Source organism: Streptomyces sp. NPDC058665 (assembly GCF_042714995.1).
Classification (GTDB): Bacteria; Actinomycetota; Actinomycetes; order Streptomycetales; family Streptomycetaceae; genus Streptomyces.
Genome location: NZ_JBHXRX010000012.1, coordinates 29,781 through 44,760, shown reverse-complemented (window position 1 = coordinate 44,760; position 14,980 = coordinate 29,781). Strand labels below are relative to the sequence as shown.

Here is a 14,980-nt window from a genome sequence, read left to right as displayed (position 1 = left end):
GCAGCCATGCCGGACGATTTCTCACGGAGTTCCGGGCAGCACTGGACGCAGCAGTCGCACGTATCGCAGCACTCGTCCTCGCACGCCACCCCGCTCAGCTCGGAGCACACCGCTGGAGTCCCCACGTCAGCACCGCCGGCGGCATCCGAAGGATTCCCCGCCCTGCCAGGTCCGATGCCCACAGCGCCCCCACTGCGTGTCGTGGTCGCGGACGACAACCCGGTCGTACGCGCGGGGCTGACCGTCCTGCTGTCGGGCCGTGACGACATCGAGGTCGCGGCGGAGGCCGCCGACGGCCGCCAGGCGTACGAACAGACGGTCCAACACCACCCGGACGTCGTCCTGTTGGACGTCCGTATGCCGGGTGTCGACGGGATCTCCGCCCTGCCGCATCTGGTGCGGCTCGCGCCGGTGCTGATGATGACGTACAGCCGCGAGAGCGAGATCGTCCATGAGGCGCTGCGGCTGGGCGCGGGCGGCTATCTCGTCCACGGTGAGTTCACCGCCGACCAACTGGTCGCGGCCGTACGGGACATCAAGCAGGGCCGGGCCCACTTCACGCACTCCGCGTCCAGCGCGCTGCTGGCGAGTGTGCGGGGTGCGGGCGGCGCGGACCCGGGCGCGGGCGCGCTTCCCGAGGGGCTCGGTACGGCGTTCACCGGACCCGGCTACCAGCCCGCGCAGCCGGGCCATTCATCTGCGAACGCACACGCGGGCCAGGGCCATCCGCCGTATGTTTCTCCCCCAAATCACCAAGTAACACCCGGTGATCGGGAGTTGAACCCGCAACAATTTGCTCCTGGGTCTTCGCTTTCGCAAGCGAATGTGGCACATTCTTCTCAGGGGCAGGCGATGCCGGGGATGCCGGGCACGGCTGGGGCCGCCGGTTCGCCGGACAGCCTCTACTCGGAGCTGAGCCAGCGGGAGGTGGAGATCATGGACCTGATCGCGTCGGGAATGACCAACCAGCAGATCGCCTCCGCCTGCTTCATCAGCCAGAAGACCGTCAAGAACCACATCAACCGCATCTTCGCCAAACTGAACGCCGGCAGCCGGGGCGAGGCCATCGCGTTCTGGCACGGAGCACGAGGGGGGTCGGCCGGTCGTGGCTGAGCGTGCTGAGGGCCTTGAGGGCCGGGAAATCGAGAATTCGGGCGGGCGCGACTCCCGCGAGGCGGGGCAGGCCGCTCCCATATACATCACGATGGTGGCGGCGCTGCTCTTCCTCGCGCTCGCGTTCTTCGCGGTCGGCCAGGCGGGCGCCACCCGTAACGGCGCCCAGTCCGCGGCGGACGCGGCGGCACTCGCGGCGGCCCAGGAATCACGGGACCAGTTCCGGCTCGACCTCCTGGCGAATCTTCTTCAGCCCGGCTATCTGGACGACATCTTCAACGGCAACCCCCTGGGCACCTACAACGGCTGCGTCGCCGCCGGTCGCTTCGCCGAGGAGAACGACGCGGACGTCGACGTGCCCGAGGGCGGCTGCGGCTGGACGGGTGACGGCAGGTGGGGCTTCACGGTCCATGTCGTCACCAAGGAGACGATGGGCGACAGCGTGCTGGGGGACGAGGCCGACGAGAAGGCCAGGGCCCACGCCACGGCGGTCGTCGAACCCCGGTGCAGCTTCAAGCCGGCGGAAGAAGACGAGGGCTCCGACGAGGGATCCGAGGAGCCCGATGAGGGAGACGAGGGAGATGAGGGTGAGGAAGAGCCTGTCTCCCCGGGTGAACTCGACTGTGATGGTAAGGGTCTTGTGACCATCGACCCGAAGAACCCCGTGCTGCCTGACATGTCTGTCCTGTTCTCCGTCCGACTGGCCGAGGACTGACCGCGAGTGAACGCAAAGGATCATTTACTGATGAATATCCGGCATGGAATGAAGGCCCGTAGGGTGGCGGGCTGCGCCCTCGCGGCCGTGGCGCTGACCGTGTCTCTGACGGCGTGCGGCAGTGGCGACGACGGCTCGAAGGACGACGGCGCCTCGTCGTCGGCCCCGAGCGGGGACAAGTCGAAGGACGACGACGGCGGCAACACGGTGCCGGACACCAGCCAGACCCTTGCGACCATCAACGGGTCCAACGGATTCCAGGTGGTGATCAACACGGCCGCCCGCGACGACGGCGGATTCCTGACGGTCTCGGGGACCATCAAGAACACCAACGGCGACAGCACCCAGGTGCCGCTCCAGTGGAACGGCCAGGAGAACCAGGTCAAGCGCACCGGCCGGTCCCTCGCCGGGATCACGCTGGTCGACAAGACGGAGAAGAAGCGCTACTACGTCCTGCGGGACACCGACGGCTACCCGCTGACCACGACGGGCATCACCCGTCTGGACGGCAACGCCACCGAGAACTTCTTCGCCCAGTTCCCGGCGCCGCCCGACGGCACGTCAGAGGTCGACATCCAGGTTCCGCTGATGCCCAACGCGACGATTGAGATCTCCTGATGCGTGCCACCACGGCGCGCACGCGCCGGGCCTGTGTGCGGCCGGCGGCGACGGCCATCGCCGCCGCGGTCCTCTTCACCAGTGTTCAGTTCACGATGGCGGCGAGCGCGTCGGCCGACGAGTCGCCGAGCACCCCGCCCGGCACGGAGTCGACGCTGCCGCCGCCCGAGGTCGACGGCGACAACCCGGGGCTGAAGCTCAGGGACGGTGCCACTCTCGCCCCGGCGCGGGTGCTGCCGATCATCTCCGTGGTCGAGTCCGAGGGCGGTGAGGAGCGCCGCGAGGACACCAGCGAGACGGTGAAGTTCGCGCTCCAGTCCGAGGTGCTCTTCGGCAAGGACAGCGCGAAGCTCTCCAGCGCCGCCAACGACCGTATCGCCGCCGTGGCGGCGGAGATCGAGAAGCAGGGCGCCCAGAAGGTCCGCGTCTTCGGCTTCACGGACAACCTGGGCTCGTCGGCGCACGGCGACGTCCTCTCCAAGGAGCGCGCACAGGCGGTGCACGGAGTCCTGGAGAAGGAACTGTCCGCCGCCGGCATCACGTACGAGATCCGGGGCTACGGCGAGCAGTACCCGATCGCGGACAACGGCAGCGAAGAAGGACGCAAGAAGAACCGCCGCGTGGAGATCTCCTTCCCACGCGGCGACGCGGACAGCTCCCAGAACTGATCCGCCGGTTTTGTGGGGTCTCAGATTTCTTGGCCGAATCTCAGAGGAGATGGCCAAGCGGTGGCAGATATGCCGTAGTTCTGAGACTGCCTGTTCAGGCGGTTCACTCGTTTGGGTGGCCCGGACTCCGGTTCGGGCCACCCAAGCAATGATCGTTGGCACCGTGGTCTCACAGGCGAACGCCTGTGAACTGGGGGTGCGGAATGGGAATCGCTGCTGCGACCGTGAGTGTTCGCCGTCAAGACGGCACGGCTGTGGAAGATCGGGCGTGGGAGACCACGCCCGTTGAGCTTCTCGGGGCGGCAGTTCCGTGGAGGACGTTCCGCTGGCACAAGGGGCAGCGCCACTACTCGGGGACCTATTGGTCTGCGACGGTAGACGGCCACGTGATCTACGAGTCGCGTCTGGAGCTTGGACGTCTCCTCTTCGCTGACTTTGATCCCGGCGTCCGTCACATCGTGGCGCAACCCTTCCTGCTGAAGGTCGTGCTTGGGGGGAAGGTGCGCAAGCACATCCCGGACTATCTGCTGCTCGCCGAACAGGGCCCTGTGGTGGTGGACGTCAAGCCGCTGCGCCGGGTGTCGAAGCCCGAGGTGGCCTTTACCTTCGACTGGACCCGTCAGTTGGTGGAGTCGCGGGGATGGCGGTACGAGGTCTGGAGCGAGCCGCCCCCGGTGGAGCTGGAGAACATCCGATTCCTGGCCGGTTACCGCAGGAGCTGGCTGTTCGGCCCGGCGATCATGGATGAGTTGGCCGGGGTGGAGCTTGACGGAGTCTCTCTGGGGCAGGCCGCGGGCTTACTGCCGAGTCATTCGGAGCCTCAAGTTCGAGCCGCCGTACTGCATCTGCTCTGGAAGCAGGACTTCACCGTCGATCTCGGCATGCCCATTACGCCCTCGCATGTGCTCAGGAGGGCGGCATGAGCAGGGCGGGAGCCAGGGTCGGTGTCGGCACACGGTTCCGCTATGACGGCGAGACTGTCGAGGTGGTGGAGATGGCTGCTACCACGGCCGGCAACGAAGTGGTTCTGAAGGATGGCCAGTGCCGTCTTCTTCGCCTGTCCCTCCGGGAGTTGTTGTTCGCCGAACGGGCCGCCATCGTCCCCGAGGCCGACGGACCGTCGGCAGACGATGCCGACGAGATCGCCTCTGTCGTACTGGGGCAGCTTGACATGGACGAGAAGCGGAAGGTCCTCGAGCGGGCTGAGCACGCCCGTGAAGTACTCACGGGCTATCGGTCTGGCAGCCCGGAACTCGCGCGCGAGGGCGAGCCCCGGCCCGAGTACTCGCCTGAGGCGCCCTTGGAGGCCCGATACGAGGCGAAGGCTGAGGAGCTCGGGGTCGGCAAGCGCTCTGTCCGGCGTTGGGTCGCCGAGTTCCGCGAGCATGGAGAGGCGGGCCTGGCCCGGAAGAAGGGACTGGACCACAGACCGCAGGCGAAGGCGGACGAGCGGTGGGTGGAGACCGCGTTGGAGGTGATGGTCGAGCACACCGGGGAGTCGAAGCCGTCGCGGACGATGGTGATCGAGAGGACTCGGGCCCGTGTGATCGCGCGGTACGGGGCGGATGTGGTGAAGCTGCCGAGCCGGGCGACGGCGTTTCGGCTGCTGGAAGATTTGGAGCGTCGGCATCCGCTGTTCCGGCTTAGCACGAAGCGGAACCGGGACATCGCCGATCGCCCGGACGGGGTCTATGGGAAGCTGCGGCCGACGCGGCCGGGTGAGTACCTGGTGATGGACTCCACGCGGCTGGATGTGTTCGCGTTCGATCCCCTCACGCTTCAGTGGCTGCAGGCTGAGCTTTCAGTCGGTATGGACTGGTACACGCGCTGCATCACCGGGATTCGGATCACGCCGGTGTCGACGAAGGCAGTGGATATCAGCGCGGTTCTCTACCAGTCGTTCCGTCCCCGCCCGGCGGGGCATAACTGGCCACGGCACGCAGTCTGGCCCGAGCACGGCATCCCCAGGACGGTGCTGGTTGACGTCGATGCGGTCGAGGGGCCGGGGATGGCCTCGCCGCCGCTGGTGCCGGAGACGCTGGTGGTCGATCACGGCAAGGTCTACGTCTCGGAGCATCTGACCAGCGTCTGCCGCCGGATGGGCATCTCGATTCAACCGGCGAGGCTGCGAACGGGCCGTGATAAGGGACCCGTTGAACGCTATTTCCGCACCCTCCGCGAGGGGCTGCTGCAAGCCCTTCCGGGCTACAAGGGACCGGATATCCACTCACGGGGCGAGAGCCCCGAGGACGATGCGTTCTTCTTCCTCGACGAGTTGGAGGCGCTCATCCGGGAGTGGACCGCGACGGTGTATCACGGTCGGCCCCATGCGGGTCTGGTCGACCCGGGGTTGCCGGGGCTGCGGCTGTCGCCCGCCAAGATGTTCGAGCACGGCATGGCCAGGGCCGGCTATATCGAGGTACCCAGGGATCCGGATCTGGCCTTTGAGTTCCTGAAGACCGAGTGGCGCACGATCCAGCACTACGGTGTCGAGATCGGCCGCCGCCGCTACAACGGGCCCGCACTCAACCCGTACCGCAACACCAAGAGCCCCTACCAGGGCCCGGCCAGGGACAGTTGGCCGTTCCAGGTGGACCCCGACGACATTACCCGGATCTACCTCCGTGATCCTGCCGATCGCCGCTGGCATCCGCTGGTCTGGGAGCACGCGCCGTCGGCGGATATGCCGTTGAGTGAGGACGCGCTGGCGTTCGCCCGGAAGCTGGCGGCGGCGAAGTACCGCTACCCCGATGACCGGCTGGCCGTCGCCGATCTGCTGGAGCGCTGGAACCTCGGTCTTGGCACCTCGATCGCCGAGCGGCGCATGGCCCTGCGACTGTCGCGGGAGCAGGCAGGCATCGAGCTGCCGGAGATCGAGGCGGAGCCGGTCATCTCCCTGCCGTCCGTACGCAAGGCCCTGGGACAGGAAGCGGGGCGGTCCGAGACGGCGGATGCGGAGCCGGTCGTCGCCGAGACGGGTGATGACGACGACGTCGATCTGGAAGACCTCACCGACGAGGACGACTTCTACGCGGACGCCCTGGAGGATGCGTGAGCCTTGATGCCGGACTGCCGAATCCTGGCAATTTGGCTCTGTCGAAGAAGGAGGACTTCAAGGCGTTCGCTGACGCCCCCCGACGAAGCCAGCCCGAGTTGTTGACACGGGCCCGGCTCAAAGCGTTGAGCCCGCAGGCGAGGGCGGAGTACGACCGGTTGCGGCGGATCTGGCATGCCAACCTCGGGCCGATCAAGACTCCGCAGCTGATCGAACTGCACGAGGACCTGTGGGACATCACCGACAGTAACTTGCAGGACGGCGACAAGGCCAAGGGTGCCGTGGCCGTCGACGCCTTTCCCGGCCTGGGCAAGACGACTTCGGCGCTGGCCTTTCTGCGCGAGTTCCACCGCAGGGAGATCGCGGAGAACGGTGAGTTCACCGCCGAGGGGCACGAGCGCTGGCCGGTCTGCCGGGTCGGACTGACCGGCAACACCGGAATGAAGGACCTGAACCGGGCCATGCTGGAGTTCTTCGAACACCCCGGACGCGTCCGCGGCACCACCGTCCAGTTCGGCCGGCGGGCCCTGGACTGCATATTGTCCTGCGAGGTCCGCGTGCTCGCTCTGGACGATCTGCACTTCTTGAAGTGGCGGAAGACCAGCGGCATTGAGGTGAGCAATCACCTCAAGTGGATCGCCAACGAGTTCCCCGTGACCCTGCTGATGATTGGAGTCGGACTCGTCGACAAGGGCTTGTTCAGCGAAGGCGAGGCGACGGGGGACGCGGCACTGGCCCAGACCGGCCGCCGCACCACCCGGCTGAGTATCCGCCCATTCACGATCGACAGCGAGAGCGGGCGCCGGGAATGGAGGCAGATGCTCCTGGCGCTCGAACAGCGCATCGTCCTCGTGGACAAGCATCCTGGAATGCTCGCGAACGACCTGTCCGACTACCTCTTCGCCCGCAGCACCGGCCACATCGGCTCACTCATGACACTGATCAACCGCGGCTGCCAACGGGCCGTCCGCAGCGGGAGCGAGTGCCTCGACCGTGATCTGCTCGACCGCGTGAAGAACGACGAGGCGTCCGAGAACGCCCGCCGCGAACTCGAAGCCGCCTTGGAAAACCGCCGACTGACCAGCCGCCCCCGATCGCGTCTGTCCGCATGAGGAACACCCTGGGGACGTTCCCCATCAGGCTGAAGCCACTACCGGGTGAGGCGCTCGATTCCTGGCTCGAGGCCCTCGCACACCGCATGCACACCCCCCTCGGCGACGTCCTTCTGGCCCTGGGACTGCACTCACAAGACCAGGACGGGCCATACAGCGACTCGACGCGGACTCTGACCAGGCTCCTTCCCTCTGGCGCCGCGACGGTCATCTCGCGGGTCACCGGCACTGCGCCCGACATCCTCCACGCGATGACTCTGGCCCACTACGACCAGCGAGTTCTGACCCTCGACCATGCTTCCGGACTGGTCAGCAAGGCGTCACTCTGGGGGAGGAGCACCGGCTCCCGGTTCTGCCCGGACTGTCTGGCCGACTCCGGTGGGCGGTGGCTCCTGACCTGGCGACTGGGCTGGGTTTTCGCCTGCGTTGAGCACAGTCGGCTGCTGGCTGATCTCTGCCAGCAGTGCGGAAGTGTCCAACGGCGCCGATCGCCCGCCACGAGTGACATCCCGTCCCCGGGGCACTGCTCGAATACCCCTCACGAGGACGGCCCCGATCGCCGGAAGCGGCGCTGTGATGCCGATCTGACCCAGACCATCACCCCTCTGCTCGACCGAGGCCATCCTGCGATGGCCGCGCAACGGCTCCTGGACGTGTTGGCCGAGTCCGGTATCGCCGACTTCGGCCTCTATGCCGACGATCCGCAACCCGCAACCAGCGCGCTGGCCGACCTGCGAGCCTTCGCCGGACGCGTCCTCGCCCACACCGCCAGAGAAGCGCTGGCTGAACATCTCCCGGAGGGTCTTGCTCTCACCCGTGACGAGACGAACACCCTGTTCTCGCCGGAGGACCCTGACTCATTGGCCCGCCGAGGGATACTCGCGCCGAAGAGCGCCGCGATCACGGCTGTCGGCGTCACCATCGCCATGAACGTCCTGACCCGGCAGGACATTCAGCTGGCCGGCGCCGCCATGCGATGGATCACCACTCCACATTCCCTGCGGCGGCCTGCGAAGAGTGTGAAGATCTCGGCTCCTTGGGGACGGGGCACCACCGTACTCTTCCGGTCGGTACAGCTTGCCGCCGTCGGACCTCAGCTCAGAGCCATCGACCAGATCCGCTACCGCGTCCTCACAGCCCGCCCGGGCGCCCTCGCCCACCCACGCAACCGGGCTCACCAACGCGTCCGTTCCATCCCCGCCATGCTCTGGCCGGAGCTCGCACTGCCGATCGCGCCGCCCGACCACCACCACTACCGGATCATGAGACCAGCCCTGGCCTGCCTGGTCGGACTCGTCGGAATCCGTCAGTCCACCGATGCCGTTGCCCGGCACCTGGGCAAGGCCACCACCGGCTTCATGGCCTCCCGCATGCTCAACCAGCTCCGGGACCACCGCCACTGGCCGGACATCCAGACCGCGCTCACCAACATCGCGGACTACCTCGACGCACAGCCCGCCCCGATCGACTACCAGCGACGACGGCGTATCGACTACACCCACCTACTGACCGACGACGAGTGGGCCGACATCGCCCGGCACCTCGAAATCCCCCGCGGCAGCGGCGTTCAGGCAAGACTCTTCCGAGGCCATCTCTTCAAGCGCCTGAGCGGCCTGCCGTCACACCTGGCCCCGCCCACCTGCACCCCCACAAACGCATCCTTCCGCACACAGCAAGGCATGATCTACCGGAGGCTGACCCCGGGACTTTCCGCGCGCCTCGACCAAACCGGCCTGATGTTCCTCCGCAGCAAAGGGATCACCGACGAACCCGTGACCTGGCACCCTCCGGCCAGCCTCATCAACGGCCTCACCCTGCCCGGCCCCGACCCGGCCGAAATCGACACCAAGGCCCTGCACCGGCTGATCCGCGACTCCGGAATGACAGCCACCCAGGCCGCAGAACATCTCGGTACGACACTCGACATGGTGCGATGCCTCCTCGACCGGGCCCCGGCCCCAGACCTGACCATCCGCCAGCCGCGTCGAACCCCCGTCGCTGACACCATCCGCCCCTATCTGGACCGGGACACCTTCACCAAGCTCTATCTCGAGCAGCGGATGTCCTTGGGTTCGATCGGCGAGATATACGGTGTCTCCGCCGACGTAGTCAGAGGTATCGCCAACGAATACGGCATCCCGATCCGCACCCCGAAGGAGTACCGGCGCGGACAGGAGATCACCCGCGAATGGCTCCACGAGCAGTACATCACCTGCCACCGTTCGCTCACTGACATCGCCGAGGAAGTCGGCATGACGAGTTCGAACATCGCCAACTGGGCCAAGAAGCACAAGATTCCCTTGCGCCCGCGCGGTGGCGCAAGCCATGACGAAAGTCTCCGCATCCGGGACACCGCCAAACAGGCACCGCGCCTTCTGCGTCCCGCCCTCAACGGCCTTGGCGCCGAGGAACGGCTCCGGCGATTCGTGAAAGCCTCCACCTACCCAACCCTCGGCGCGGCTGCCCGCGACATGGACCTCAACGGCCCAAGACTCGTCATGCAAATCAACCGACTCGCCCGAGAGTTGGGCGGTCCACTCTACGAACGGGCTGAACGGGGCCGCCCCATGAAGCTCACGCCACTCGGCAAGCGAGTTGTGAAAGCCGCAATGGACTGGCTCTCAGAGCTGAGGCGCTGACGCCTCTCAACAAGAACGGCGTCGCTGATGCCAGATGCTGGCCTCGCTCAAGCGCGACCCGGGCGCGGTCGGGCTTGACTCCCTGCTGACGGAGATCACCATGCCGACACTCAGGCTCTGACTCTGATCGTGTCTTGGGGAGATGTGGTACCGCCCTGCAACTACTTGCGGCGTGTCTGCGTCTTGCTTGTATGTGATTACCCTTCATTCGATTAGCGGGCCGCCGTGGACGTACTGTGCGCACGGCGCGAATGAGACCGTCGGCGGCTCGGTGTGCTGCAAGGGCCGCACCATCGCGCATGATGTCTGCCTGGCGCATATGTCCGATGCTCAGCGTGCTGAGCATCTGGACAGCTTGGGCCCAGGCAGCAGTCTCGACTACCGGGGGACGACATTCACCCCAGAACTACTGGAGGAACTGCTGGCTTCCGTCACTGGTTCCGGGCCCCGGGAGATCACGCGTGCTAGCTTCACCAAGGCGGTGTTCACCGATTATGCCGATTTCAGCGGGGTCACGTTCACCGGCGTAGCCGACTTCACAGCAGCTGAGTTCCCTGAGGGAGCCCGCTTCACCGGAGCGACGTTCGGTTCAGCTCACTTCGAAGGTGCGGTATTCGGCTCGGACGTTCAGTTTGATGGAGGAGTGTCCTTCACCTCTGTCTCTTTCGGCGGGGCCCGCTTTGGCGGAGGTGCCTTTTTCGACTCGGCTGACTTCGGCTCTACCAAAGAGCTGTTCCCCAATGTGACGTTTGCCTACGGCGCGCATTTCACGAAGGTGGAGTTCAAGAGCAGAACACACATGGGGCCGCTAGTGTGCGTGAGAGGTGTTGACCTGACGCATTCAGTGTTCAGAGAGTCTGCAACAATCGAGGCAGCGGCGGATCACCTTGAGCTCCGACACACCCAGTGGGATTCCACGGCAGCGCTGCGGCTGCGCTATGCGACGGTGGATCTGAGCAATGCCCGCTTCGAGTACCCGATAACCATCACCTTCCACTCCGAGCCTTTCTCCATCACTCACCAGGGTGGACGCCTAAACCTCGACTTGCGGGCGGCCGCAGTGGACCTTCCCACTCCCGGCGATGACCTCCCTGAAGATCCTCTGCATGGCCATGACCGCGCCGTACAGGTGACATCTCTTCGTGGCGTGGATGCCGCACACCTGACCCTGACCAACATCGACCTGACAAAGTGCGTGTTCTCCGGCACGATCCACCTCGACCAGCTACGCATGGAAGGTCGGTGCCCGATGGCCCCGGCCCCGTCCGGCATCTCATGGCGCCGCGGTCTGCCCGTACGCTGGACACGTCGGCACACCCTTGCGGAGGAACACCACTGGCGGCGTTCGCAACACACAGCCGGTGAGTGGGTACAGGCTTCCGACGACGTGCAGGTGATCCACCCGCCGGAAACGGCAGCGCTGTACCGGCAGCTGCGCAAGTCGTTCGAGGACGGCAAGAACGAACCGGACGCTGCGGACTTCTATTACGGCGAGATGGAGATGCGGCGCAAGGACACCGGCCGGCCCAAGGGTGAGCGGGTCCTGCTCACTGGGTATTGGGCGGTCTCCGGATACGGACTGCGCGTCTCCCGTGCGCTGGGCTGGCTGCTGTTGGCCGTAGTCCTGACTGTGGCGCTGATGATGCTGTGGGGAGTACCGCAGGACGTCCCACAGCAGGAGACGACGGGGAAGCTCACCGGCCGGGAAATCACCCTGACTACCGACACCCCTGGCCCGACCGATCCTGACGGAAAGTTCCTCGAACGTATTTCCGCTGAGCGGTTCGAGAAGGCACTGGGCATCGTCACCAGCGCGGTGGTCTTCCGTGTCCCTCGCCAGGAACTCACCACCAGTGGCACGTATATCGATATGAGCTTCCGTGTCGTCGCACCCGTCCTACTCGGCCTCGGGGCCCTCGCTGTTCGTGGCCGCGTTAAGCGCTGACCAGGCGCAGACCTGACGTATTCCGGCTGGCCTCGATCTTGACCGATTGCCAAGTGATTCTTATCGTGTCGCCGCATTGGAGATGTGAACTGCTGTTGACCGCATCGAGCGGCGAACAGTTCCTGAGTCTGCTCGACGTGCTCCCCGCCACCTTCGACACGCTTCCGGAGACCTTGGACGCGGTGTCCAAGGCGGACATCGCCGGTCGCATGGAACGAGTATCGGCCCAGCGTGAGTGGGGCGGAGTAGATGCCTGCGGAAGCCAGTTCTGAAGAAATGCCACGAATCTGAGATGCGAACTCGTGGACAACAAGGACTGAGACAGCCCGAGAAGGTGCTGGTCAGCGCGACGCGCTATGACACGGAGCGCGAGATCGCTACAACAGCGATGTAGGGTCTCAAAACTCGCTGCATAATCGCCGTGAGACTCTTCCGGGTTTCACACACCCCGAACCACGCGTGCCCTGCCTTGCGTGCGGAAGCCTAGGGCGTGACGGTAGATTTCCGGCATTCGGTAGCGTCCGTCAGCGTCCCTGGCCATTGCGCCCCACTGCTCCAGGGCCTCGACATCATCAGGAGCCAGGTTCAGGTCAGCCGCGTCAAAGGGCATCTTGACGGACTCCGAGAAGGTTGCCATGTGCCGCAAGAGTTTCCCGAGCCGAGGATTTTCCTGGTTGATCTCCTCGACTTTCGCACGGCTGCACGCACCCAAAGCGCGGCGCATGGCCGCTGGGATCAACACTCGGTCCGGCCAGCGCTCATCGCCAGTCGAAGCGGTAGCCGCCTCGCGCAGGAAGCGGACGACATCGCGGGCTTGAATCTGTTCTTTGAAGTCCGCGAGAGCAGCAGGAACCCACCGCTCTGTCCATGCTTCACGTGAATTCTCGGTACCGAGCTTCGCGCCCCAGAGGGGAAGGAGCGCTTGGGCGATTTCTTCGAAGGTCATGTCCGCGATCGGAGGCTCTGGCGTCGTTACGGCGTTGGCACTTGACGCAATCCACAGCGAGAGCCTGAGCGCGTCTTCGGTGTCCCAGCGGAGCTCGTAGGGGGCGTAGCGGTCGAGGAACTGTCCGAGGTTCTGCTTGATGGCCGCGCGGACCAGGTCCTGACGCACGAATACCACGAGGCCGAGCGTGCGATTGCGCAGGCGACGGAGCCAGGCCGGAACCTCAACCAGCAGTGTTCGGAGGGCGATGCGCCGAGGTTCCGCCTCGAGGGACTCGAGCCAGTCCTCCAAGCCGTCAATCACGAAGACACAGGCTCCGGACGTGTCCAGGGTCCGCTGGATGAGGAATTCCTCAGCTGGTTCGTCATGTGCGGCACCGGCTGACCACGCCAGGCATTCCAGCCAGCGCCGCTTCCAGAACTCTGCGTCATGGGCCTGTGTGTCCGTGAGGCCGGCGTTCAGATGGCTGCGGAGTTCATCAGCGGTGACGCCTGGCCCACCTGCCGCGCGGTCTCTGAGTACTTGCGGTGAAAGCACGCCGGTTTGCGGCTCCGCGATATTGGCCGGGTCCAGGACAGGAATGACCATTGCTGTCCGCTCGACGCTCTGACCGTTCTCGCGCGCGAATGCGTCCCATGTCCCAGCCGTGCACATCCTGGCGAACGTGAATGTCTTGCCCGCGCCCTTCGCACCGACGACCACCGCTACTGGAAGGTCAGTGCTGTGATCTGCGATCAGGCGACGTACCGGCTCGGTCGTGAGGAAGCCGAGGCTGGAGTCCATACCCCGTCGCTCAGCGAAGACGAGACGACCTGCTGTGCTTTCCAGTGCACGTCGACGCTCGTCCAGGGTTGACGGCTCGTCCGCAGACGTGGGTACCGCTTGTGTAGCGCTTGGTGCGAACTCGCTGAGCAAGCTGGGCAGACCGCAGCGTCGGATGACTTCCACAACTGCGTCCCAGCTCTGCGGAAGCGCGAGCAGCTCTTCGCGGAACGGACTCAGCAGCGGCTCGGTCAGGACTTGTTCGTCCACTGCGAGATCATCTGAGGTGTACTCATCAGTGGCCGCAATGGCAATGGTGGACGACAGCGCTGCGGACAGCCCCCTTCGTGCCTCCTCGGCATGAAGGTCATGGACGTCCAGCCGGTACTGCGTCACGATCGCGCCGGGAGTCGGATCCGTTCGTGCTACCGCCGGAGACTGGGCCCCCAACTGCCGGATCATGGTCTCGGTTCCCTGAAGGGACTGGCTACTGACTGTGGTAACGAAGATCCGCGTCACGCGGGGGTCCAACAAGATGGGCGCTGCCAGCTCAGAGGCTCCGGCCCGCAAGTCCAATACGACGGTGTCGACCTCGGCCGCGACGGCGAGGGCCGCAAGGGATTCGCTGAGGAAGTACGGTGAGCGATCCTCGGTCAAAAGGTCGGTGGGGCCGATTCGGGGCGGACCGAGTCGACTACGTCGGCTGACGGGAAGCACGGTCACGCGGCCTAGCCCCGGATAGCGTGAGACTCGCTGGTTGGGAAGATACGCGGCAGCAATTTCCACCGCCTGTGTGGGGTCACCCAGCTTGGAAGAGTGCAGGAGGGCGAGGACATCCTCGTACGCGACATCACAGCGCCCCCCCTGTGCTTGGTACATCCAGGTGATGCCGGGGGCCTCCAGGTCTGCGTCCACGAGGAGAACATGCTGGCCTTGGGAGGCCAGGAGGTCAGCCAGCGCCACGGCGTGCAACGTGCGCCCCACACCACCCTTGAATGAGTGGAATGCGATGAGTTGCTTGTCGCCGGCAAACTGAGCGGCCTCCGGACGCGGCAGTGCGTCCCCCAGCGCAGAGGTGACACGACGCTCACTGAGCTTCGGACGGCGTGGGGCCGCTCCGGAATCGGTCGCTTCGATCAGGCGCACAGGTAGCGACTGGGGGGCGTGAGCTGTGGGGCGATCCAGGGTGAGTTCCAGGCCCGCATCATGTTCGGCGGCTGATCCAAGGCCGAACTGACTGTCTAGCCAGTCGCGGACGGCCGTGCTCTCAGTACCCGGACGAACTGTCAGCTCCAGTGTGTCCCACCAGGCGTCGACCTCCAGCAGCCACTGCGGCCACTGGCCCTCGGTGGCTGCATGCGCCAGTTGAGAATCGATGTCCACCCAGGTGAAGAGCTTGCCGGCCAT

At 65.6% G+C, this 14,980-nt stretch carries 11 protein-coding genes; 10 read left to right on the top strand and 1 reads right to left on the bottom strand.

The window, feature by feature from the left end; translation table 11 throughout:
* Positions 1-6 precede the first annotated feature (6 nt).
* The 10 genes from ACFWV8_RS10160 (at position 7) to ACFWV8_RS10115 (ending at position 12,137) form a co-directional block, all read left to right on the top strand.
* Positions 7-1,113, top strand: a complete 1,107-nt coding sequence (locus ACFWV8_RS10160; protein WP_384199453.1) for a response regulator — start codon at positions 7-9, stop codon at positions 1,111-1,113.
* Complete coding sequence (locus ACFWV8_RS10155) at positions 1,106-1,828, top strand: pilus assembly protein TadG-related protein (RefSeq protein ID WP_384199451.1); 723 nt, start codon at positions 1,106-1,108, stop codon at positions 1,826-1,828. The genes ACFWV8_RS10160 and ACFWV8_RS10155 overlap by 8 nt, the downstream gene beginning before the upstream one ends.
* Before the next feature lie 30 nt (positions 1,829-1,858).
* A complete protein-coding gene (locus ACFWV8_RS10150) occupies positions 1,859-2,446 on the top strand; it encodes a hypothetical protein (RefSeq protein ID WP_384199449.1) in 588 nt (195 codons plus the stop codon).
* Positions 2,446-3,114, top strand: a complete 669-nt coding sequence (locus ACFWV8_RS10145; RefSeq protein WP_384199447.1) for an OmpA family protein — start codon at positions 2,446-2,448, stop codon at positions 3,112-3,114. Before ACFWV8_RS10150 ends, ACFWV8_RS10145 begins: the two co-directional genes overlap by 1 nt.
* Positions 3,115-3,368: 254 nt before the next feature.
* Complete coding sequence (locus ACFWV8_RS10140) at positions 3,369-4,037, top strand: TnsA-like heteromeric transposase endonuclease subunit (protein WP_384199627.1); 669 nt, start codon at positions 3,369-3,371, stop codon at positions 4,035-4,037.
* On the top strand, positions 4,034-6,169 hold the full coding sequence (locus tag ACFWV8_RS10135) for a Mu transposase C-terminal domain-containing protein (RefSeq protein ID WP_384199445.1): 2,136 nt from the start codon (positions 4,034-4,036) through the stop codon (positions 6,167-6,169). Before ACFWV8_RS10140 ends, ACFWV8_RS10135 begins: the two co-directional genes overlap by 4 nt.
* A 32-nt stretch (positions 6,170-6,201) precedes the next feature.
* Positions 6,202-7,281, top strand: coding sequence for an ATP-binding protein (locus ACFWV8_RS10130; RefSeq protein ID WP_384199443.1), 1,080 nt, complete (start codon positions 6,202-6,204; stop codon positions 7,279-7,281).
* Complete coding sequence (locus ACFWV8_RS10125; protein ID WP_384199441.1) at positions 7,278-9,920, top strand: TniQ family protein; 2,643 nt, start codon at positions 7,278-7,280, stop codon at positions 9,918-9,920. The genes ACFWV8_RS10130 and ACFWV8_RS10125 overlap by 4 nt, the downstream gene beginning before the upstream one ends.
* 319 nt (positions 9,921-10,239) lie before the next feature.
* Entirely contained in the window at positions 10,240-11,865 is a 1,626-nt protein-coding gene (locus tag ACFWV8_RS10120) for a pentapeptide repeat-containing protein (protein ID WP_384199439.1), read from the top strand.
* A gap of 53 nt (positions 11,866-11,918) precedes the next feature.
* Positions 11,919-12,137 (top strand): hypothetical protein, encoded by a 219-nt coding sequence (locus tag ACFWV8_RS10115; protein ID WP_384199437.1) that lies wholly within the window; start codon positions 11,919-11,921, stop codon positions 12,135-12,137.
* Between the two features lie 167 nt (positions 12,138-12,304).
* Here the strand turns inward: ACFWV8_RS10115 and ACFWV8_RS10110 are convergent, their stop codons facing one another.
* Positions 12,305-14,980, bottom strand: a complete 2,676-nt coding sequence (locus ACFWV8_RS10110) for a KGGVGR-motif variant AAA ATPase (RefSeq protein ID WP_384199435.1) — start codon at positions 14,978-14,980, stop codon at positions 12,305-12,307.

What these genes read in the sequence shown, in the direction of transcription:
- ACFWV8_RS10160 (WP_384199453.1), top strand. Translation starts at nt 7, where the DNA reads ATGCCGGACGATTTCTCACGGAGTTCCGGGCAGCACTGGACGCAGCAG.
- ACFWV8_RS10150 (WP_384199449.1), top strand. Translation starts at nt 1,859, where the DNA reads ATGAATATCCGGCATGGAATGAAGGCCCGTAGGGTGGCGGGCTGCGCC.
- ACFWV8_RS10145 (WP_384199447.1), top strand. Translation starts at nt 2,446, where the DNA reads ATGCGTGCCACCACGGCGCGCACGCGCCGGGCCTGTGTGCGGCCGGCG.
- ACFWV8_RS10135 (WP_384199445.1), top strand. Translation starts at nt 4,034, where the DNA reads ATGAGCAGGGCGGGAGCCAGGGTCGGTGTCGGCACACGGTTCCGCTAT.
- ACFWV8_RS10125 (WP_384199441.1), top strand. Translation starts at nt 7,278, where the DNA reads ATGAGGAACACCCTGGGGACGTTCCCCATCAGGCTGAAGCCACTACCG.
- ACFWV8_RS10120 (WP_384199439.1), top strand. Translation starts at nt 10,240, where the DNA reads ATGTCCGATGCTCAGCGTGCTGAGCATCTGGACAGCTTGGGCCCAGGC.
- ACFWV8_RS10110 (WP_384199435.1), bottom strand. Translation starts at nt 14,980, where the DNA reads ATGGCCGGCAAGCTCTTCACCTGGGTGGACATCGATTCTCAACTGGCG.